This window comes from Arthrobacter sp. GQ119 (assembly GCF_059759125.1).
In genome coordinates this window covers 202,460-222,861 of record NZ_JCAXEA010000001.1, presented here as the reverse complement: position 1 = coordinate 222,861, position 20,402 = coordinate 202,460, and the positions used below count along the sequence as shown (strand labels likewise).

Below are 20,402 nucleotides of genomic sequence, written 5' to 3'. Positions count from 1 at the left end.
GTTAGACGTGTCCCATCGCATTTCGGTTGGTGTTGCGGATGTAGCAGAACCAGCAGACCGCCAGCATCAGAACGTAGGCGCCGACGAAGCCGTAGAACGCCGGCGTGTAGGAGCCGCTGGCCGTGTTGGAGGCGTTCAGCACCTGCGGGATCACGAACCCGCCGTAGGCACCGATCGCCGAGATCAGGCCGAGGGCAGAGGAGGCGAGGCGCTGGGTTGTCACCGAGCTGGCGCCGGAGCGGGCTGCCCGGCTGGAGATGGCGAAGATGACGGGGATCATGCGGTACGTGGCGCCGTTTCCGAAGCCGCTGGCGGTGAAGAGCATCAGGAAGAGGACCAGGAAGAGCCAGAAGTTCTTCAGCGGCAGCGTCCAGATCATGGTTAGGGTGATCACGGCCATGGCGGCGAAGGCGGCCACGGTCATCCGGGCGCCGCCCATGCGGTCCGCCATGCGTCCGCCGTAGGGGCGTGCCAGGGAGCCGACCAGCGGTCCGAGGAAGGCCAGCGAAAGGGCCACCGTGCCGACCCCGATGGAGGAGAAGGCCGGGAAGTAGTCCTTGATGAGCTTCGGGAAGACGCCGGCGAAGCCGATGAACGAGCCGAAGGTGCCGATGTAGAGCAGCGCCATGATCCACAGGTGCGGTTCCTTGAGCGCGGCCAGGGAGCCGGCCACGTCACCCTTGGCGCTGGTGAGGTTGTCCATGTACTTGAAGGCGCCGAACGCCGCGATCAGGATGAGCGGGACCCACATCAGGCCGGCCATGGGCAGATTCACGGTGCCGGCGGCCAGGAGTGTGATGGCGATCGGAACGGCCAGCTGCGCCACGGCGGCACCGAGGTTTCCGCCGGCCGCATTGAGTCCCAGGGCCCAGCCCTTTTCACGGGCAGGGTAGAAGAAGGTGATGTTGGCCATGGAGCTGGCGAAGTTGCCGCCGCCGAAGCCGGCCAGGGCGGCCACCAGGAGCATGACGCCGAACGGAGTCTCGGGGTTGGAGACACACATCGCGAGTCCGATGGACGGAATAAGGAGCAGCAGCGCCGAAACGATGGTCCAGTTGCGGCCGCCGAACTTCGGGACCATGAAGGTGTAGGGGATGCGGAGTGTGGCGCCTACGAGGCTCGGCATGGAGATGAGCCAGAAGATTTCGGACGTGGTGAACGTGAAGCCTGCGGCGGGGAGCTGAACGACGACGATCGACCACAGCTGCCAGACGACGAAGCCGAGGAACTCGGCAAAGATGGACCAGTTGAGGTTCCTGCGTGCAATGGAGCGGCCCTGGTTTTCCCACTGCTGCTTGTTCTCTGCATCCCAGTTCGCAATCCAGCGGCCGGGGCGGACCTCGAGGGCGGGGGTGGCGGTGGCTGTAGCGGTCTGCACATTCAGGGATGCGGAGCCGCTCCCGGGTGTCGGCTCCGCGGCAAGATCGAGGGAATTGCCGGTGCCGGATTCTGCGGTGCGGTCAGCAGTCACGGTGTACCTCCTTGGGGATTGTTGTCTTTACCAAGGTAGGGAAGCCGCGTTTCGAGGACGGTCGCCGTTTGTTAACGTGCTGTGACATTTGCCTATCGGCGGCAAAGTAACGGGGTTAGGCGTGTCGGAAGCCCTCATGGTGAGACGATTTGGATCGTCCGGATGGTGGACTAATTGTCCACTCGCTGGATTGCGGGAACTAATATTGAACTCTGTTTTATTCCATAGTCGGGCGGCGTCGGCATCGAAGTCCGTCCAGTTCTCAGAAAGCGGCACTTCATGTCATCCCCTGTAACGTCAACGGAATATGGCACAGCCAAACCGGTGAACTCCAAAGGCAAGGTCATCTTTGCCAGCCTCATCGGCACCACGATCGAGTTCTACGACTTTTACATCTATGCCACCGCGTCGGTGCTGGTCTTTCCGCGGCTCTTCTTCCCGGAAGCCACCGAAATCAACGCACTCCTGAGCTCTTTCGCGATCTTCGGTGTGGCGTTCATCGCCCGGCCCATCGGATCGGTTCTTTTCGGACACTTCGGCGACAAGTTCGGCCGCAAGGGCACCCTCGTGGCCTCGCTCCTCACGATGGGGGTTGCGACGTTCCTGATCGGTCTGCTGCCTACAGCCTCCGTCCCCGGCTGGGCCATCTTTGCGCCGCTGCTGCTTGTCCTGCTGCGGTTCGCCCAGGGACTGGCCCTGGGCGGCGAGTGGTCCGGAGCGGCCCTGCTGGCCACGGAGAACGCCCCCGAGGGAAAGCGCGCCATCTACGGAACGTTCCCGCAGCTCGGCGCGCCCATCGGCTTCATCCTGGCCAACCTGCTGTTCATCTGGTTCAACGCAACCCTCAGCGCCGCAGACTTCCTCGCCTGGGGCTGGCGGATTCCGTTCCTGCTGAGCGCCGTCCTGGTGATCGTTGGTCTCTACGTCCGGCTGAAGCTCGTCGAGAGCCTGTCCTTCCAGAAGGTCCTCAAGGAAGACAAGGTGGCGAAGGTCCCGTTCACGGCAACCTTCAAGAGCCACTGGCGCCCGGTGGTGGCCGGAACCTTCATCATGCTGGCCACCTACGTGCTGTTCTACATCATGACGTCCTTCACCCTGACCTACGGCACCAAGCCCGCCACCGTTGAGGCTGCACAGGCCGCCGCTGAGAAGGCCGGCAAGCCCATGTCCGCCGCCGAGATTGCCAACTTCGTTCCCGGCCTGGGCATCGCCCGCGGAGACTTCCTCTGGATGCTGATCCTTGGCGTCGTCTTCTTCGGCATCTTCACGCTGGTCTCCGGCCCGCTGGCCGAGAAGTGGGGCCGCCGGAAGTTCCTCCTGGGCGTGACTGCGGGCATCTTCGTGTTCGGTGCGCTGTGGTTCACGATGTTCGGCCCCGGTGCGGGTGCCGCGATCGTCGGCCTCATCGTGGGTTTCACCCTGATGGGTCTCACCTTCGGCCCGATGGCAGCGATCCTGCCCGAGCTGTTCCCGGCCAACGTGCGCTACACGGGCTCCGCGGTGGCGTACAACCTCTCCAGCGTGATCGGTGCAGCTCCCGCGTCGTTCGTCGCCATTGCCCTGTGGCAGGCCGCCGGCGGAAGCACCTGGCTCGTGGGCGTCTACATGGCGGCCGCAGCGGTGCTCACCTTCATCGCGTTGTGGATCACCCGGGAAACCAAGGACACGGACTACGAAAACAACGTGGCCTGAGCTCCTTAAATGAAAATGCCCGGTGTGAATTCACACCGGGCATTTTCATGCGTGTTTTCAGTCCTCGATGGTCGCAATCACTGCGCCCGCCGCGACGGTCTGGCCGGCTGCCGCGGCCAGGCCGGTCACCGTGCCGGACCGGTGGGCGGTCAGCGGCTGTTCCATCTTCATGGCCTCAAGCACGACGACGAGATCACCTTCTGCGACGACGTCGCCCTCGGCCACTGCCACCTTCACAATGGTGCCCTGCATGGGGGAGGTCAGGGCATTGCCGCCGGCCGCCTGGGCGGCGCCGCCTGAACGGCTGCGCTTCTTGGACTTGGCCGGCTTCCCGCCGCCCGATGCCGCGCCGCTGAATCCGAGGGATGCGGGGATGGCGACTTCCAGCCGCTTGCCGCCGACCTCCACCACCACGGTCCGGCGCTCGCCGGCTTCCTCCGCCTCGGGGGCGGCGCCTGCCGGCGTCCAGACCGGCAGGTTATTGACGAACTCGGTTTCGATCCAGCGCGTGTGGACCTTGAACGGTCCCTCTGCCGGGGCGAAGTCAGGGTTGCTGACCACGGCAAGGTCGAACGGGATGACGGTGGGGATGCCTTCCACCACCATTTCCTCAAGGGCCCGGCGCGAGCGCTCCAGTGCCTGCTCGCGGGTGGCGCCCGTGACGATCAGCTTGGACAGCATGGAGTCGAAGTTGCCGCTGATGACGTCACCCTGCTCCACGCCCGAGTCGATCCGGATACCGGGGCCGGTGGGGTTCTTCAGCGTGCTGACGGTGCCCGGGGCGGGCATGAAGTTCCGGCCCGGATCTTCGCCGGTGATGCGGAACTCGAAGGAGTGCCCCCGGACCTCCGGGTCGTCATAGCCCAGCTTCTCGCCGCGGGCCAGCCTGAACTGCTCGCGGACGAGGTCGATGCCCGTCACCTCTTCGGACACACAGTGCTCCACCTGGAGGCGGGTGTTGACCTCAAGGAAGGAGATGGTGCCGTCCTGGCCGACCAGGAATTCGCAGGTCCCGGCGCCCAGGTAACCGGCCTCCTTGAGGATCGCCTTGGACGACTCATAGAGGCGGCGGTTTTGTTCTTCGGTGAGGAAAGGTGCCGGCGCCTCTTCCACAAGCTTTTGGTTGCGCCGCTGCAGGGAGCAGTCGCGGGTGGAGACGACCACCACGTTGCCGTAGGAGTCTGCCAGGCACTGGGTTTCCACATGGCGCGGAGCATCCAGGAACCGCTCGATGAAGCATTCGCCGCGGCCGAACGCGGCGGTTGCCTCTCGGACAGCGGATTCGAAGAGTTCCGGGATTTCCTCGCGGGTGCGGGCCACCTTGATGCCGCGCCCGCCGCCGCCAAAGGCTGCCTTGATGGCCACAGGCAGACCGAACTTGTCCACGAATTCGAGGATTTCTTCGGCGGACTCCACCGGGTCAGTCGTGCCGGGGACCTGCGGCGCCCCCACCTTTTCGGCGATGTGGCGGGCCTGGACCTTGTCGCCGAGCGCAGAGATCGCCTCCGGGGACGGGCCGATCCAGGTGATGCCGGCCCCGATGACCATGGCAGCGAACTGGGCGTTCTCGGCCAGGAAGCCGTAGCCGGGGTGGATGGCATCGGCGCCGCACCGGTGGGCCACCTCAATCAGCTTTTCCATGACGAGATAGGACTCCGCGGCAGTGTTGCCGCCCAGGGCGTACGCTTCGTCTGCCAGCCGGACGTGCAGGGCATCGCGGTCCGGGTCTGCGTACACCGCCACGGAGGCGATGCCTTCGTCGCGGGCCGCGCGGATGATGCGCACGGCGATTTCCCCGCGGTTGGCGATCAGCACTTTGCTCAGCCGCTTGGAGCTCGTCAGGACGGCGCCTGCGTGGCTCGGGGCGGCGGTGAACTGCTCTGGATTTGCGGACTGCTCCGGCTTAACTGACAAGGCGTCTCCTTCTTTCCTTCAGGGAGCCTAGCCTGATTTTGAGGATTCCGCCGATATTACTGGCGGAATCCGCGTGTACGCGGCCGTTGCTTTGTAGGGTTGCTACAACGTGCCGCCAATTGACTCATTCGGCCCGGACTTCGGAGGGATCGACGGCGCCGCTGGTCCACAACGCCGTGACATCCACCTTTGCCTGGCCCAGCAGGCCGCGCAGGGTGGAGATGGAGAGCCCGACGACGGTGTGGGGATCGCCGTCGACCTTACGGATGAACGCTCCGCCGTAGCCGTCGATGGTGAAGGACCCGGCGCACTGAAGCGGCTCGCCGGTGGCAATGTACGTGTCGATCTCGGCTTCGCTCATCTCCATGAAGTGGACCTCGGCGGAGGAAACGGAGCCGAGCGTCGCGCCGGAGCCGGCGCCGGCGCCGTCGTCCTCGCCGTTGTCGGAGTTGGCGGTGTTGGCGGTGTCCCGGCAATCCACCAGCCAGTGACCTGTGTGCAGCACCCCCATGCTGCCGCTCATGCGGAGCATCCGCTCCTTGGCCACCTCGGCGGTGTAGGGCTTGCCGTGGGCCTCGCCGTCGAACTCAAAGACTGAATCGCAGCCGATCACCAGGGCGCCCTCGGCCTCGGGCAGGGAGGCCACAGCCTCGGCCTTCGCACGCGCGAGCAGCAGGGCGGTGTCGTGCGGGTCTGTCACGCCGTAGCGGGCCTGGACGGCGTCCTCATCGACATCGGAAACAAGGACTTCGTGGGCGATGCCGGCGTTGCTGAGCAGCTTGGTGCGGGCGGGGGACTGGGAGGCAAGAATGAGGCGGGTCACCGTTCCAGCCTAATTCCCTCCAGTGTTCTTTGGGGCGCCGGAGCCCTAGGCTGGGCCTGATTCGCTGGCACCTTAAATTTCGCAGGACCTTAACGTCGCAGGACCTTAACGAGGAGTACCGATGGCATCGGACAGGAGTGGCTCGCTGGAGCGCCTCGACATTCTGGTCGGGGAGTGGGAAACCGCAGTCCCCGGCCTGGAGGCTGATGGGAGGACAACGTTCGAGTGGCTTGAGGGAGGTGGCTTCCTGATCGAGCGCTCGACCGTCGATCGCCCCGAGTTCCCCAACGGTATCTGCGTCATCGGCGCAACCGGCCCCGACGGCGGCCTGCAGCAGCACTACTTCGACTCCCGCGGCGTCGCACGCGTCTATGAGATGACTCTCGAAGGCGGCGTCTGGACGCTTTTTCGCGACGGGCCAGACTGGCCGCAGCGCTACGTCGGCCAACTGAGCGAGGACGGCAACACCATTCTGGGCCGCTGGGAGCGGGGCACCGAGCCGGGTGCGCCCTTGGAACACGACTTCTACCTCACCTACACGCGCGTGCGCTGATGCGGGCCCCGGAGCACGAGTTCGACTGGAGGATTTAGCCCGGCGAAGGCCCGTATGACGGCGTTATGGCGCCGTCGCTGGGTTAGCCGCCACTGTGCGTGAAACGATACGGATCATGGCCCAGAAAATTGCGTTCCAGGGTGAGCCCGGCGCCAACTCAGATATTGCCTGCAAACGGATGTTCCCCGGGATGGCGAGCGTTCCCTGCGCCAGCTTCGAGGACGCCTTCGAGTCGGTGTCCAGCGGTGAGACGGACCTGGCGATGATCCCCATCGAGAATTCCATCGCAGGCCGGGTAGCCGACATCCACTTGCTGCTGCCCCACTCGGGTCTGCAGATCGTGGGCGAGTTCTTTCTGCCCATCCACTTCGATCTGCTCGGCATCCCCGGCAGCACCATCGAGGCGGCCACCGAGGTCCACAGCCACATTCACGCCCTGGGCCAGTGCCGGCGGCTGATTCGCGAGGCTGGGCTAAAACCCGTGATCGCCGGCGACACCGCCGGGTCTGCCCGTGAGGTACGGGAATGGAACGATCCCACCAAGCTGTCCCTGGCGCCCCCGCTCGCCGCCGAGCTCTACGGCCTTGAGATTCTGGCCTCAGCCGTCGAGGACGATCCCTCCAACACCACGCGTTTTGTAGTCCTGGCCCGGGAAACGGAGCTGCCCGGACGGGAAGAACTGCGCGGACCGGCAGTCACCAGCTTTGTGTTCCGTGTCCGGAATGTCCCCTCCGCCCTGTACAAAGCCCTGGGCGGCTTCGCCACAAACGGCGTGAACATGACGCGGCTTGAAAGCTACATGGTGGGAAACGAGTTTGCCGCGACCATGTTCATGGTGGACGTTGAAGGGCACCCCGAGGATGCACCGCTTAGCCGGGCGCTGGAGGAACTGGAGTTCTTCACCACCGAGGTACGGATCCTTGGCGTCTACCCTGCCGCCGAATCCAGGACACAGTGGGCGGCCGGGGACTGATTCCGCCCAGATCAGCTGTCAACCGCAGCGGCTGATTATTCCCTCGCTCGTGGGCCCTTTTACGGCTGGCCTTGTGGCGCAGCTGGGCAGCTGGCATTGAGGCCCTCCAGGCCGACAAAACGCCCCTGCGATAGAAGGGCGCCGCTCCCGGGGAAAGGTGGTCCTGATTCCCTAGCCTGGACTGCTCACTGCATCCGCCTGTTAATGTCACAGGTGCCTGAAACACTATGGGCATGGACGGCAATCGGGGAGCCGAAGTGGCGGCAGCAGGAGGCGGTGTAACGGTCATGGACGTGATCGGAACTCTGGCTGCGGTGCATCCTGCGGCCGCCAGTGCGGGGCTGATCGACCAGCTGCGGGAGCTGGAGGACCTGAAGTCGGCGGCGGCCGCGCTCCAGGCCAGGATCGCGGTCGCCTTCGATCTGCTGCAGCGCCAGGAGCAGGCCGACGCCGGCACGCCCGCATCAGAGCTGGGCACCGGGGTCGCGGCCCAAGTCGCGCTGGCCCGGCGGGAATCTCCGGCACGCGGCGGCCGGCTACTGGGCCTGGCCAAGGCCTTGGTCACAGAAATGCCCCGCACTCTGGCGGCCCTGGAGAACGGGCAGCTGAACGAATGGCGGGCCACCCTGCTCGTGAAGGAAACGGCGTGCCTGTCCGCAGCGGACCGCTGTGCCGTCGACGACGAGCTGGCGGCCGACGCCGGCACCTTCACCGGTGCCGGCGATCGCGCCCTTGTTGCTCTCGCCCGCAGGGCCGCCTACCGCCGCGACCCCCGGTCCGTTACCCAGCGGGCCAGCCACGCCGCCGCCGAGCGTCACGTCAGCCTTCGGCCGGCGCCGGACACCATGTGCTACCTGACCGCGCTGCTCCCGGTCGCCCAGGGTGTGGCCGTGCTTGCGGCCCTCACCAGGCACGCCGATTCCCTGCGCTCGGGCGGCGACAATCGTGGCGGCGGCCAGATCATGGCCGACAGCCTGGTCGAACGCGTCACCGGTACCCGGGGCGGGATCACGGGCATCGAGATCCAGCTCATCATGACGGACCGTACCTTGTTTCAGGGCGACTCAGAGCCTGCCCGCCTCCCCGGATATGGCGTCGTCCCGGCGGGCTGGGCGCGCAATGCTGTCAGGGAAGCCGCTGCCAGTGAGGGTGGGACAGCCGCTTCCCCCGGTACACCTCTCAGCACGTTTTTGCGCCGGCTGTACACCGCACCTGGCACCGGAGCGCTCATCGCCATGGACTCCCGCGCCCGGCTATTTCCGTCCGGTTTGCGACGCTTCATTCAAGCCCGCGATGACACCTGCCGCACGCCCTACTGTGACGCGCCCATCCGCCACTACGACCACATCGTGCCCTGCCACCGCGGCGGAACCACAACAACCAGCAACGGGGCAGGGCTCTGCGAAGCCTGCAATAACACGAAGGAAGCCTCTGGCTGGACAAGCCGGCCACGTCCCGGCCCCGTTGAAACAAAAAGTCTCCGGCACAGCCTCGAACTCACCACTCCCACCGGCCACAGCTACCACTCCACAGCACCGCCGCTCTCCGGGACGCAGCTTGACGCTCTGAACACGGAAGTTACCCGGCAACGGCGAGAACTCCGCCGCCACGCGAAGGTTCGCATGCGGACCCGAGGTGCGCGTGCGGCGGAGCGTGCGCTCGCGGCGTGAATGGCCTGTGACGAACGGTGCTGTCTGCCCCGCTAGCCGGCCGGGACCCCGGCGGGCTCGGGCGCGGAGACGCCCACCGCCGTCGTTCCTGGCTTGCGCAGCCTGGCGCCCTCCACATCAACGTCCGGCAGGATGCGTTCCAGCCAGCGCGGCAGCCACCAGGCTTTCTCGCCGAGCAGGTACATCACGGCCGGGACAATCGTCATGCGCACCACGAACGCGTCCACCAGGACCCCGAATGCCATGGCGAAGCCCAGCGGCCGGACCATATTCAGGTGCGAGAAGATGAAGCCGGAGAACACGCTGACCATGATGATGGCGGCGGCGGTGACCACTGCGGACGCGTGGCTGAAGCCGGAACGCACCGCATCCTTGGCCGTTTCCCCGTCCATGAAGGATTCGCGCATGCCTGAGGCAATGAAGACCTGGTAGTCCATGGCCAGCCCGAACAGCACACCAATCAGGATGATGGGCAGGAAGCTCAGCACGGCCCCAGGGTTGTCGACGCCAAACACGCTCCCCAGCCAACCCCACTGGTAGACGGCCACAACAGCGCCGAAGGCAGCAGCCAGGGACAGCAGGAAGCCGCCGGTGGCCAGCAGCGGCACGACAATCGAGCGGAACACCAGGAGCAACAGGACCAGCGAGAGTCCCACCACGATGGCCAGGTACGGGGGCAGGGCGTCGCCGAGCTTGGTGGACACGTCAATGTTGCCTGCAGTCTGGCCAGTTAGTCCGATGCCCACGCCGAGGGAGTCCTTGATCGCGGCTTTCTCGGCGCGCAGCGCGGAGACCACCTCGACGGTGCTGGCGCTGGCCGGTCCCTCCTTGGGAATGACCTGGAACACCGCGGTTCGGCGGTCCTCGCTAAGTGCGACGGGGATGGCCGCAATGACGTTATCCGTGGTGCGCAGGACATCGGCAACGTCCAGCTGCCTGGCCTTGGCATCCGCTTCGCTGAGGCCTTCGGGGAAGTCGCCGACAACGACGATCGGGCCGGTGGTGCCTTCACCAAAGCTGCGGCTGGTCACGTCGTAGGCCTTGAAGGCCTGGGAATCGACGGGTTCGGAACTGCCATCCGGCAGGGCGAGCCTTAACTGGCTGGCCGGCAGGGCCACGATGCCGAGGAGCAGGACGCCGGCCAGCGTGGCCACCACCGGGTGCCTGGTGACAAGGCCGCCCCAGCCGTGGCTGCTGCGGTGTTCGTCCTTGGCCCGGTCTTCGGCCTCGTGGCCAGGGCTGGCGTTGTGCTTTTCAGCCTTGGCCCACGCGCGCTTGGAGATCAGCCTCCTGCCCACCAGCGCGAGCACAGCGGGGGTCAGGGTCAGGGCGACGACGACGGCGACGGCCACCGTGGCGGCCGCCGACAGGCCCATCACGGCAAGGAACGGCAGTCCCGGCACCACAAGGGCCGCGAGCGCGATGATGACCGTCAGCCCGGCGAAGAGCACGGCGTTGCCGGCGGTTCCGGTGGCTAGGGCCACGGATTCTTCGCCATCCATTCCGGCCAGCAGCTGGCTGCGGTGCCGGTTGACGATGAACAGGCAGTAGTCGATGCCGACGGCGAGGCCGAGCATGAGGGCCAGCATCGGGGAGATGGAGCTCATGTCGATAACGCCGCTCAGGGCAAACGTGCCGCCGACGCCTCCGGCTACACCCACCAGTGCCATGACCAGGGGCAGGCCTGCGGCGATCAGCGTGCCGAGCATGATGACCAGGACAAGCGCCGCCACGGCGATGCCGACGATCTCGGCAACGCCAAAGATCTCGGAGACGTCCTCGGTGATTTCCTTGCTGGGCAGGGCGGTGACACCGGCGGAGGATACTTCCTTGACGATATCCTGGACTTCCTGGCGGACCTGGGGCTCAAGGCCGTTGATGGAGGTCCTGAACTGAACCTGGGCGATGGCGGCTTTGCCGTCCTCGGAGACGAAGCGCATCCCCTGGGAGGCAGCCAGTTCGCGTTTGCCGAGGGCGAGCCTCTCGTTGGCTGCCTCCAGTTCCTTTGTACCGGCGTCGAGCTTTTCCTGCCCTGCGGCGAGGGCCGCCCGTTGCTGACCAAGCTGGGCTTCGACGGCCGCCGGCGGCAGGCCGGCAGCGGCCATTTGCTGTTCGGCACCCTCCAGCTGGGCCTTGCCCGCGGCGAGTTCAGCGGCGGCCTTGTCCAGCTGGGACTTGCCTTCGGCTGCCTTCTGTTCGCCGGCGGCAAGGTCGGCCGCAGCCTTGTCCAGCCGGACCTGGGTGGCGAACGGGTCCACCGTTCCCCGGACGTCCGGGAGGCTCTGAAGCCTTGCAAGCGCGGCGGACACCGCGTCTTTGCCGGCCTGGCTGAACTGGGCATCGTTGGCTTCGAAGACGATTCCGGCGGAGCCGCCCGAGGCTGAGGGCAGTTCCTTCTTGAGCTTGTCCGCCATCTGCTGGGTTTCGGTGCCCGGGATCTGGAAGTTGTTGGACATTGTTCCGTGGAACGCCGCCGCCGACCCGCCGACGGTCACGAGGACCGCAAGCCACAGTGAGATGACAAGCCAGCGGTGCCGGTAGGAAAACTTGCCGAGGCGGTAGAGGAGAAGTGCCATGTCAGGACCGTTCTGGAGAGTGTGGGGCGGCGGAAGGGGCTGGGAGGTGGGTTTCCGGGGCGGCAGGTGGCAGTGCCGCGAAGCCGGCACCCAGCAGTCCCATCGAATCGATCAGCAGCTGCCGGAGGATGGCGAGGGATTCCGCCGAGAGGTCCGTTCCGCAGCGGCTGAACCACACCTCCATGGCGGCTCTGCCGCAGGAGATGACGGAACCGGCCAGGGCGCGCAGGTAAAGCTCGTCCATGTCACCCGCCGGGCTGTGGGCAGCGCGCTCGCGGGCGGCGGCAATGATCTGCTCCGTGCAGTGGTCCCACGCCTCCAGCTCGGAACGCGCCAGCAGCGGGCTGGCCTGCGTCAGGCTAAAGAGCTCAGCCATCGGCGCGACGGTCATCGGATCGGCCAGTTCCACGAGGGCCGCCCGCGCCGACTCGAGGATGGGCTCATCCGCGGGCCGCAGCCGGAACTGCTGCAGCGCGATGTCGAGGAAGCCATGGGTCACAGAGGCGATGGCCGCTTCGGTGCTGCTGAAGTAGTTGAAGAACGTACGGCGGGAGATGCCCGCTGCTTCGGCAATGTCCTCCACCGTGAACTTGCCGGGCCCCTTGCTGCGCAGAAGCTCAAGGGTTGAATCCGAAATGGCCTGCCGGGTTGCGGCTTTGTTCAGTTCCCGGCGGGTCGGGGACGGGACCGGGCCAGGCGGAGAAGGCGGGGGAGGCGGGGGAGGCGATGGCGGCGAGGCGGAACTGGAAGTAGACACCCACTTACACTACGTGCATCTTTGCACTCTGCGCAAGATTTATCCCCATTCACAGCTTCGGCCCGATATTCACATGTACTTCACAGCCTTTTCATAGCCCCACGCAATGCGGGAGGCGCATCCTGATCCCATGGCCGGTACGGCCGGCGGCGAAGGCGCCGTCCTGTCCGGCAGATCCAGGAGAAGACCATGAATCGCATGAAGAAGGTGGCCCTCAGCCTGAGTGCGGGGGCGGTGGCGCTCGGTGCCGGGTTTGGTGTGACGGAAATGGCCGCGGCGACGACGGCCACTCCAACGCCCCCGTCCACGTCCAGCAGCCCTTCCGGCACGCCCGCTCCCGACGGTCACCGGTTCGGCTGGGGCAAGCACGGGCACGGCCACGGCCATCGCGGCGTGCAGGCAGCGTCACTTGCAGCCAAACTGGGCGTGGATGAGGCCAAGCTGATTGACGCGCTCAGGGCATTCCGCGAGGCGAACCGCCCTTCGGGGACGAGAGGGGACGGACAGGCGGCGGACGGACGGAAGCCGGACCGCGCGGCGAAGGAGGCTGCGCTGGCCGCATCCCTGGCTAAATCCCTCGGCCTGGATGAAGCCAAGGTGAAGACCGCCCTCGAAGAACTGCGTAGCGAAGCACAGAAGAGCCGGGCGGCAGCGCTGAAGCCGCGCCTGGATCAGGCGGTTGCAGACGGCACGCTCACCCAGGCGGAAGCGGACGCCGTGACCAAGGCGGTGGAGCAGGGTGTGATTGGCGGCGGCCGGCACTAACGCTCCGGTGCCGGTACGGGCTCAGGCCGAACGGTTCACGGCCGCCAGCACTGCCGCGCCCAATTCGGCCGGCTTGGTGAATTGCGGCCAGTGTCCGGTGGGAAGGTCCACCAGGTCGAGGTCGCGGATGCGCGCGAGTTCCTCAACGTACGGGTGGCCGGCATCCATCCATTCGGTGAGCAGGCTGGTCGGGAATTCGCACGCGATGACGGTGGCGGGCACCTCGTAGCGGCGCTCATCGTGGAGGTGCTGCCGGTCGTATGCCACACCCTTTGGCTCCGGTATGGCGCGCGCCCTGAACATCGCCCGCAGTTCGTCGTTCAGGTCCACGAGGTCCTCCTCCTCGAAGCCGTCCCACGGCGGCAGGGGCACCTCGTCGCCGTCGGCGGGCAGTTCGTCATTGATGACGCCGCCCTCACCGAGCGGACCGCTGTCGACGTAAACGGCCCGCGCCACGCGCTCCGGCCGCGCATCGACTGCACCGTGAATAATGGCCCCGCCGCCGGAGTGGCCCACGAGCACCACAGGGCCGTCGACGGCGTCCACTGCGGAGACAACGGCATCGATGTGGTCGCGCAGCCCGATGCCGGAGCGCGGGGCATCCGGCGCCTCCAGCCCAGGAAGCGTGAGCGGATGGACGCGGTGCCCCGCCGCCACCAGCGGGGGAGTCACCTCCGACCACGAAGAAGCGTCCAGCCAGAATCCGGGAACCAGAATGACGTCCATGACGGTACCCTAACCGGAATCTTGGGCGTGCGGCTACGCCCTGGCGTCGGCCAGCTCCCGGTCTGTCGGGGTTTCGCCGGCCTCCGACGACCCCTCGGCGGCCTCTTCAGCCGGTGAATCATCCGTGAAGGGATCCCCGGAGCGCGGTGCGTTGTAAAGCGCCTCGTCCAGGATGCCTTGGCGCTTGGCGACGATGGCGGGGACCAGTGCCTGCCCGGCCACGTTGACCGCGGTGCGGCCCATGTCCAGGATGGGGTCGATGGCGAGCAGCAGGCCGACGCCGGCCAGCGGAAGGCCCAGCGTGGACAGGGTCAGGGTCAGCATGACCACGGCGCCGGTGGTGCCGGCCGTCGCAGCGGAACCGAGGACCGACACGAGGGCGATCAGCAGGTACTGGCTGACGTCGAGCTCGATGCCGAAGAACTGGGCAACGAAAATGGCGGCGATGGCCGGATAGATGGCGGCGCAGCCGTCCATCTTGGTGGTAGCCCCGAGCGGAACGGCGAAGGAGGCATAGGCACGGGGAACACCCAGGTTCCGTTCGGCGACGCGCTGGGTCAGCGGCAGCGTGCCGATGGATGACCGGGAAACGAAGGCAAGCTGCACTGCCGGCCACACGCCCGAGAAGTACTGCTTGACGGAGAGGCCGTGGGAGCGGATCAGTGCGGGGTATACGCCGAAGAGGACCAGGGCCAGGCCGGCGTAGATGGCCACAGTGAACTTGCCCAGCGAGCCGATGGTGTCCCAGCCGTAGACGGCCACTGCGTTGCCGATGAGTCCGACCGTGCCGATCGGCGCGATCCGGATGATCCACCACAGAACTTTCTGGATGACGGCAAGCGCCGAGGCGTTGAGTGCCAGGAACGGCTCAGCCTGCTTGCCCACCTTAAGGGCGGCGATTCCGACGGCGATCGCGATCACCAGGATCTGGAGCACGTTGAAGCTGACGGCCGTGGTCACGGCACCGGATTCCGCCACCGTGGAGCTCGCGCCCAGGCCCAGGAAGTTCTTGGGGAACAGGCCGGTCAGGAACGCCCACCAGTCGCCGGACTTCCCTGCGAACTCCTTGGTTTCGCCGGAAATGCCGGTGTTTGCGCCGGGCTGCAGCAGCACGCCCAGTCCGATGCCAATCAGCACGGCCGCGAGGGACGTGATGGCGAACCAGAGCAGGGTGTTCCAGGCCAGCCTGGCCGCGTTGGAGACCTCGCGGAGGTTGGAGATGGAACTCACCACGGCGGTGAAGATCAGGGGCACGACGGCGGTCTGCAGCAGCGAGACGTAGCTGGAGCCGATGGTCTGCAGCGTCGCGCCAAGTCCATTCGGGCTGGCCTTGGTGCTGCCCGTGTACTTGGCCAGCAGGCCCAGCCCGAGCCCCACTACGAGGGCGGCGATGATCTGGAAGCCGAAGGAGCCTGCCCACCGGGGCAGCTGGAAGCCGGTCTGACCGGACGAAGACGGGGTGCTGGTTTGATTGCTCACCGGAACAACCTACGGCCGCACAAAATACAGCTACCACCCGAGGTTGAGAAATATTACGCGGGAGTAGCACGTGACAACCGTCCACATGCCCGGAAATCCAGCGAAGAGCCGGTCTTTTATGAAGTTATTCCCGCAGTACGTGTGGCAAAGATCTCCAACTGTGCGGCATGACTGTCTTCCGGAAGCGTCCGTCAAAGCGACGAAGGAGCAGCACGCGGAGGAAGGCGGCCATGGCGCGAAAGCAGGAAGAGACTACCCGAGCATGGCGCGCTTGAGGGTGTCGAGCCCCACGGAGCCGATGTTCAATGCCTTGGTGTGGAACGCCTTGAGGTCGAAGCCGGGCCCGGCTTCGAGCTCTGCCCGAATCTGCTCCCACAGCCGCTGGCCCACCTTGTAGGACGGCGCCTGGCCGGGCCAGCCGAGGTAGCGTGCGAACTCGAACTGCAGCTGCCCTTCGCTGATGGCGAGGTTTTCCTTGAGGAAGCCGAAGCCCTTTTCCGGCGTCCAGGTGCCCGACCCCCAGCGGGCCGGCATCTCCAGCTCAAGGTGGATGCCGATGTCGAAGACCACCCGCGCAGCCCGCATCCGCTGCATGTCCAGCATGCCCATGTGGTCGCCAGGATCCTTGAGGTAACCGAGCTCCTCCATGAGCTTTTCCGCGTAAAGCGCCCAGCCTTCGCCGTGTCCCGAGGTCCAGCAGACGTTCCGGCGCCAGCTGTTCAGGAGTTCGCGCCGGTAGACGGCCGTGGCGATCTGCAGGTGGTGCCCGGGCACGCCCTCATGGAAGACGGTGGTGGTTTCCGCCCATGTGGTGAACGTGTCCTCGCCGGCCGGCACGGACCACCACATGCGTCCGGGACGGCTAAAGTCATCCGACGGGCCCGTGTAGTAGATGCCGCCCTCGTCGGTCGGCGCGATGAGGCACTCCAGTGTCTTCATGACGTCCGGGATGTCAAAATGCACGCCGGCGAGATCGGAAACGGCCCGGTCTGACAGCTCCTGCATCCACGCCTTCAGGGCGTCGGTTCCCTTGAGCTGGCGTGCAGGATCGCTGTTGAGGATCTCCTTGGCCTCCGCGATGGAGGCACCTGGTTTGATTTCCCCGGCGACTTGTTCCTGGGCGGCAATAATCCGCCCAAGTTCTTCGACGCCCCAGGCGTAGGTCTCTTCGAGGTCGACGGCGGCGCCAAGGAACAGCCGCGATGCAAGGGCATACCGGTCCCGTCCCACAGCATCCTTCCCGGGTGCCACCGGCAGCAGTTCGTCCCTCAGGAAGGCAGCCAGGTCTGAGTAGGCGCTCCTGGCAGCGGCAGCACCGGCGTCGAGCTTTTCCTGGAGCCCGGCGGGCAGCGGGCCGCCGGGCATCTTGGCCCCGGCAACGAGCTTCGCGAAGAAGCCGTCTGCAGCCGCGTACTTGGCGGTCTGCTCGATGACGATCGACACCTGGCGCCGGGCCGAGACACGGCCACTGTCCCGCGCCGCGCGCAGGGACTCGATATAGCCGTCGATGGCCCCTGGCACACTGTGCATGCGGCCGGCGATGTTGGACCAGTGTTCCTCGGTGTCCGTGGGCATGAGGTCGAAGATGGAACGGATATTCTGCGCAGGCGATTCGATGTTGTTCAGCTCTGCCGCATCCCAGCCCGATTCGTGGATCTCCAGTTCGAGGCCAAGGCGTTCGCGCAAGGCATCGAGGGTGACGGCGTCGACGTCATCAACAGGTTCCAGCCCCTCGAGGGCAGCGAGCGTTGTCCGGGCCGCCTCGGCGAATTTGGCGATCCCGGCAGGGGAAAAGTCCTGAAACTCGGTGTCGTGCCCCGGGATGCCGAGCGTGGTGGCCAGGCTCGGATCCAACGCAACCAGGGTGTCGGTGTGGGCGTCGGCGACGGCGTCGATTGCGGTCCGGGGGCGCGCGGGGGCGGCAGGTTCACTAGTCACCCCACGAGACTAACGGCGCTGCTCCAGTTATGAAAGACTCACTGAGTTTTCGGCAGAGGCCTCCGCGGCGGGGATCTAGCCCCGGCTGCGCTTCCAGGCACCGGGACCCGGCGTCGGCGCGAGCCGCAGTTGCTGCCGCCGCACCCAGTGGCGGACGGTGGGCTTGCCGCGTTCAGCCGTTTCGGCTGTCCCGAGCGAAAGCACGACGGCGGTCAGTGCCGCCAGCTCTTCCGGCGTCGGATCACCTTTGACGACAGAGAACAGCGGCGTTTCGACAGGCTCAACCAGCGGCTTGGTTTCGCCAGGCTCAAACACGGGATCCTGCGCGTTCACAGCGGAATGTTTCCGTGCTTCTTGGTGGGAAGGCTGGCGCGCTTGTCGCGCAGCGCCCGCAGCCCCTTGATGATCTGGAGGCGGGTTTCCGACGGTGCGATGACCGCGTCAACGTAGCCAAGCTCGGCGGCCTGGTACGGGTTGAGCAGCTCCTCCTCGTACTGGCGGATGACCTCGGCGCGCTTGGCCTCGACGTCGCCACCGTTCTCCGCCACGGCGGCGAGGTCGCGGCGGTAGAGGATGTTGACGGCGCCCTGCGCGCCCATGACGCCGATCTGGGCCGTGGGCCAGGCAAGGTTGAGGTCCGCTCCGAGCTTTTTGGAGCCCATCACGATGTAGGCTCCGCCGTAGGCCTTCCGGGTGATCACGGTCAGTTTGGGCACCGTTGCCTCCGCGTAGGCGTACAGGAGCTTTGCACCGCGGCGGATGATGCCCTGGAATTCCTGGTCCTTGCCGGGCAGGAAGCCCGGAACGTCCACCAGGGTGATGATGGGAATGTTGAAGGCATCGCAGTGCCGCACGAAGCGGGCTGCCTTTTCGGATGCAGAGATGTCCAGCGTTCCGGCGAACTGCATCGGCTGGTTGGCCACGATGCCGACGGTGTGGCCTTCGACCCGGCCATAGCCGATGATGACGTTCGGCGCGTACAGGGACTGCATTTCGAGGAAGTGGGCGTCGTCGACGACCTGCTCGATGACCTTGCGCATGTCGTACGGCTGGTTGGCGGAGTCCGGGATGAGGGTGTCCAGGGCAAGGTCGTCGTCGTCGAGCTCGAGCTCCTGCTGATGATCCAGCACGGGAGCCTCCGAGAGGTTGTTGGAGGGCAGGAAGTCCAGGAGTTCCCGGACGAACTCAATGGCGTCCGCTTCATCGGAGGCGAGGTAGGTGGAGGTGCCCGTGGTTGCATTGTGCTGCCGGGCGCCGCCGAGGGTTTCCATGTCCACGTCCTCGCCTGTGACGGTCTTGATGACGTCGGGGCCGGTGATGAACATGTGCGAGGTTTTGTCCACCATCACCACGTAGTCGGTGAGGGCGGGGGAGTAGGCGGCACCGCCGGCGCAGGGGCCCATGATGAGGGAGATCTGGGGGACGACGCCGGAGGCGTGAACGTTGTTGCGGAAGATGTCCGCGAACATGGCCAGCGAGGCCACGCCTTCCTGGATGCGGGCGCCGCCGCCGTCATTGATGCCCACCACCGGGCAGCCGTTGCGCAGCGCGAATTCCTGGACCTTGACGATCTTTTCGCCGTTGACCTGGCTCAGCGAGCCGCCATAAACACTGAAGTCCTGGCTGTACAGCGCCACGAGGCGGCCGTCCACGGTGCCGTAGCCGGACACGACGCCGTCGCCGAGAGGCTTCTTCTTTTCCATGCCGAAGGCCGCGGACCGGTGCACTGCAAGGGCGTCGAACTCGACGAAGGAGCCGGCGTCCACGAGGAGGTCGATGCGCTCACGGGCGGTGTTCTTGCCGCGCGCGTGCTGCTTCTCGATCGCTTCCGGGCCGGAGGGCTGCTCTGCCCTGGCCTGGCGGTCGCGGAAATCGGCAATCTTTCCCGCCGTCGTGGTCAGGTCATGGCTCATGAAGTGTCTCCGGCTCTGTAGCTGTTGTGCTGCAGCTGATGCATGCTGTAGCAGCGTAATCCGGGGCGTCCGTCTTGGCATGGAGAGCCACTTTAAGTAGCTTCCACACAAATCAAAGGCCCTGTTGGCTAGTCTAGTGACGCGTATTCCGGGAGCTGCTGTAGGGATCCTACAATTTTCATCGAACGTGTCGGCAGGGTCGTCTATGTTACTCATCGGTAACATTCAGCGGCTAGAGTGTCCGTATGACTTCAGGCAACGACGCTTTCGCACTCCCAGAGACCCCCTACCGCGCCGCCGGATCGCTCCGCGGCCGGACCATTCTGATATCCGGCGGCAGCCGCGGCATCGGCCTGGCCATTGCCCTGCGTGCCGCCCGCGACGGCGCCAACATCGTCCTGCTGGCCAAGACCGGCCAGCCGCATGCCAAGCTCGCGGGCACCGTGTTCAGCGCCGCCGATGAGCTGGAGGCCGCCGGCGGAAGGGCGCTTCCCCTGGTGGGGGACGTCCGCAACGACGACGACGTCGCCCATGCGGTGGGTGCCGCCGTCGAACATTTTGGCGGGATCGACGTCGTCATCAACAACGCCTCAGCAATCGACCTGTCCCGTACCGACGACGTCGACATGAAGCGGTACGACCTGATGCAGGACATCAACGTCCGGGGGACTTTCCTGCTGTCCAAACTCGCCCTGCCCGCGCTCCGCAAATCGGCCGGGGGCCACATCCTCACCCTTTCGCCGCCGCTGAACCTGGACCCGAAATGGGCCGGCAGGCACCTCGCCTACACCTTGGCCAAGTACGGCATGAGCCTGACCACGCTGGGCCTGGCCGAGGAGCTCAAAGCGGACGGCATCCGCGTCAACTCACTCTGGCCATGCACCCTGATCGATACCGCTGCCATCCGGAACATGCCGGGTGGCGAGTCGATGGTCCTGGCTGCCCGCGGCCCGCAGATCATGGCGGATGCAGCCCACGCCGTGCTCACCGGCGGCAACCTCACGGACTCCGACGCGCCGTCCGGGAACTTCTACACGGACGAGCAGGTGCTCGCCGCCGCCGGTGTGGGGGACTTCCGGCCGTACAGCCTGGGCGCCGACGAGGACCAGCTGGTACCTGATATCTTCCTCTGAGTTTCCCGTGCGCCTGCCC

General features: G+C 66.0%; 16 protein-coding genes. 6 read left to right on the top strand and 10 right to left on the bottom strand.

The window, feature by feature from the left end; genetic code table 11:
• Nucleotide 1: 1 nt before the first annotated feature.
• Nucleotides 2-1,471, bottom strand: coding sequence for an MFS transporter (locus AC6CH3_RS01025; protein WP_498130670.1), 1,470 nt, complete (start codon nt 1,469-1,471; stop codon nt 2-4).
• Nucleotides 1,472-1,750: 279 nt separating this feature from the next.
• On the opposite strand from AC6CH3_RS01025, the gene AC6CH3_RS01020 reads away from it, so the two are divergent.
• Nucleotides 1,751-3,163 carry an MFS transporter gene (locus tag AC6CH3_RS01020; RefSeq protein WP_498130669.1) on the top strand — a complete coding sequence of 471 codons (1,413 nt, stop codon included), beginning with the start codon at nt 1,751-1,753 and terminating at the stop codon, nt 3,161-3,163.
• Nucleotides 3,164-3,220: 57 nt separating this feature from the next.
• Here AC6CH3_RS01020 and AC6CH3_RS01015 read toward each other — a convergent pair whose 3' ends face one another.
• On the bottom strand, nt 3,221-5,077 hold the full coding sequence (locus AC6CH3_RS01015) for an acetyl/propionyl/methylcrotonyl-CoA carboxylase subunit alpha (RefSeq protein WP_498130668.1): 1,857 nt from the start codon (nt 5,075-5,077) through the stop codon (nt 3,221-3,223).
• A 124-nt stretch (nt 5,078-5,201) separates the two neighbouring features.
• Nucleotides 5,202-5,900, bottom strand: a complete 699-nt coding sequence (locus AC6CH3_RS01010; protein ID WP_498130667.1) for a Maf family protein — start codon at nt 5,898-5,900, stop codon at nt 5,202-5,204.
• A gap of 121 nt (nt 5,901-6,021) precedes the next feature.
• Here AC6CH3_RS01010 and AC6CH3_RS01005 point away from each other — a divergent pair, with 121 nt between their 5' ends.
• The 3 genes from AC6CH3_RS01005 (at nt 6,022) to AC6CH3_RS00995 (ending at nt 9,096) form a co-directional block, all read left to right on the top strand.
• A complete protein-coding gene (locus tag AC6CH3_RS01005; protein ID WP_498130666.1) occupies nt 6,022-6,453 on the top strand; it encodes a hypothetical protein in 432 nt (143 codons plus the stop codon).
• A gap of 115 nt (nt 6,454-6,568) precedes the next feature.
• Nucleotides 6,569-7,426: a prephenate dehydratase gene (locus tag AC6CH3_RS01000; RefSeq protein WP_498130665.1), complete on the top strand. Its 858-nt coding sequence runs from the start codon at nt 6,569-6,571 to the stop codon at nt 7,424-7,426.
• Nucleotides 7,427-7,713: 287 nt separating this feature from the next.
• Nucleotides 7,714-9,096, top strand: coding sequence for an HNH endonuclease (locus AC6CH3_RS00995; RefSeq protein WP_498130825.1), 1,383 nt, complete (start codon nt 7,714-7,716; stop codon nt 9,094-9,096).
• Between the two features lie 32 nt (nt 9,097-9,128).
• Here AC6CH3_RS00995 and AC6CH3_RS00990 read toward each other — a convergent pair whose 3' ends face one another.
• Together AC6CH3_RS00990 and AC6CH3_RS00985 are read right to left on the bottom strand one after the other, a co-directional pair.
• A complete protein-coding gene (locus tag AC6CH3_RS00990) occupies nt 9,129-11,672 on the bottom strand; it encodes an MMPL family transporter (protein WP_498130664.1) in 2,544 nt (847 codons plus the stop codon).
• 1 nt (nt 11,673) lies between these two features.
• Entirely contained in the window at nt 11,674-12,336 is a 663-nt protein-coding gene (locus tag AC6CH3_RS00985) for a TetR/AcrR family transcriptional regulator (protein ID WP_498130824.1), read from the bottom strand.
• A 282-nt stretch (nt 12,337-12,618) separates the two neighbouring features.
• Here AC6CH3_RS00985 and AC6CH3_RS00980 point away from each other — a divergent pair, with 282 nt between their 5' ends.
• A complete protein-coding gene (locus AC6CH3_RS00980) occupies nt 12,619-13,194 on the top strand; it encodes a hypothetical protein (RefSeq protein ID WP_498130663.1) in 576 nt (191 codons plus the stop codon).
• Nucleotides 13,195-13,215: 21 nt separating this feature from the next.
• On the opposite strand, the gene AC6CH3_RS00975 is transcribed toward AC6CH3_RS00980, so the two are convergent.
• The 5 genes from AC6CH3_RS00975 to AC6CH3_RS00955 all read right to left on the bottom strand — a co-directional run bounded on the left by AC6CH3_RS00975 (nt 13,216) and on the right by AC6CH3_RS00955 (nt 19,250).
• Complete coding sequence (locus AC6CH3_RS00975) at nt 13,216-13,920, bottom strand: alpha/beta fold hydrolase (RefSeq protein ID WP_498130662.1); 705 nt, start codon at nt 13,918-13,920, stop codon at nt 13,216-13,218.
• A gap of 33 nt (nt 13,921-13,953) precedes the next feature.
• Nucleotides 13,954-15,399, bottom strand: a complete 1,446-nt coding sequence (locus tag AC6CH3_RS00970; protein ID WP_498130661.1) for a dicarboxylate/amino acid:cation symporter — start codon at nt 15,397-15,399, stop codon at nt 13,954-13,956.
• A 252-nt stretch (nt 15,400-15,651) separates the two neighbouring features.
• Nucleotides 15,652-17,337: a DUF885 domain-containing protein gene (locus tag AC6CH3_RS00965; protein ID WP_498130660.1), complete on the bottom strand. Its 1,686-nt coding sequence runs from the start codon at nt 17,335-17,337 to the stop codon at nt 15,652-15,654.
• A gap of 75 nt (nt 17,338-17,412) precedes the next feature.
• On the bottom strand, nt 17,413-17,670 hold the full coding sequence (locus tag AC6CH3_RS00960) for an acyl-CoA carboxylase subunit epsilon (RefSeq protein ID WP_498130659.1): 258 nt from the start codon (nt 17,668-17,670) through the stop codon (nt 17,413-17,415).
• The gene (locus AC6CH3_RS00955) at nt 17,667-19,250 is read right to left on the bottom strand and encodes an acyl-CoA carboxylase subunit beta (protein WP_498130658.1); all 1,584 of its coding nucleotides are present in this window, start codon (nt 19,248-19,250) and stop codon (nt 17,667-17,669) included. Before AC6CH3_RS00955 ends, AC6CH3_RS00960 begins: the two co-directional genes overlap by 4 nt.
• 245 nt (nt 19,251-19,495) lie before the next feature.
• Between AC6CH3_RS00955 and AC6CH3_RS00950 the strand changes: the two genes are divergently transcribed.
• The gene (locus tag AC6CH3_RS00950; RefSeq protein ID WP_498130657.1) at nt 19,496-20,383 is read left to right on the top strand and encodes an SDR family oxidoreductase; all 888 of its coding nucleotides are present in this window, start codon (nt 19,496-19,498) and stop codon (nt 20,381-20,383) included.
• The last annotated feature ends 19 nt before the right edge of the window (nt 20,384-20,402 follow it).

Excerpts from the sequence above, each read along its gene's own strand:
- AC6CH3_RS01000 (WP_498130665.1), top strand. The coding sequence starts at position 6,569 with ATGGCCCAGAAAATTGCGTTCCAGGGTGAGCCCGGCGCCAACTCAGAT.
- AC6CH3_RS00980 (WP_498130663.1), top strand. The coding sequence starts at position 12,619 with ATGAATCGCATGAAGAAGGTGGCCCTCAGCCTGAGTGCGGGGGCGGTG.
- AC6CH3_RS00975 (WP_498130662.1), bottom strand. The coding sequence starts at position 13,920 with ATGGACGTCATTCTGGTTCCCGGATTCTGGCTGGACGCTTCTTCGTGG.
- AC6CH3_RS00955 (WP_498130658.1), bottom strand. The coding sequence starts at position 19,250 with ATGAGCCATGACCTGACCACGACGGCGGGAAAGATTGCCGATTTCCGC.
- AC6CH3_RS00995 (WP_498130825.1), top strand. The coding sequence starts at position 7,714 with ATGGACGTGATCGGAACTCTGGCTGCGGTGCATCCTGCGGCCGCCAGT.
- AC6CH3_RS01020 (WP_498130669.1), top strand. The coding sequence starts at position 1,751 with ATGTCATCCCCTGTAACGTCAACGGAATATGGCACAGCCAAACCGGTG.
- AC6CH3_RS01005 (WP_498130666.1), top strand. The coding sequence starts at position 6,022 with ATGGCATCGGACAGGAGTGGCTCGCTGGAGCGCCTCGACATTCTGGTC.
- AC6CH3_RS00950 (WP_498130657.1), top strand. The coding sequence starts at position 19,496 with ATGACTTCAGGCAACGACGCTTTCGCACTCCCAGAGACCCCCTACCGC.
- AC6CH3_RS00990 (WP_498130664.1), bottom strand. The coding sequence starts at position 11,672 with ATGGCACTTCTCCTCTACCGCCTCGGCAAGTTTTCCTACCGGCACCGC.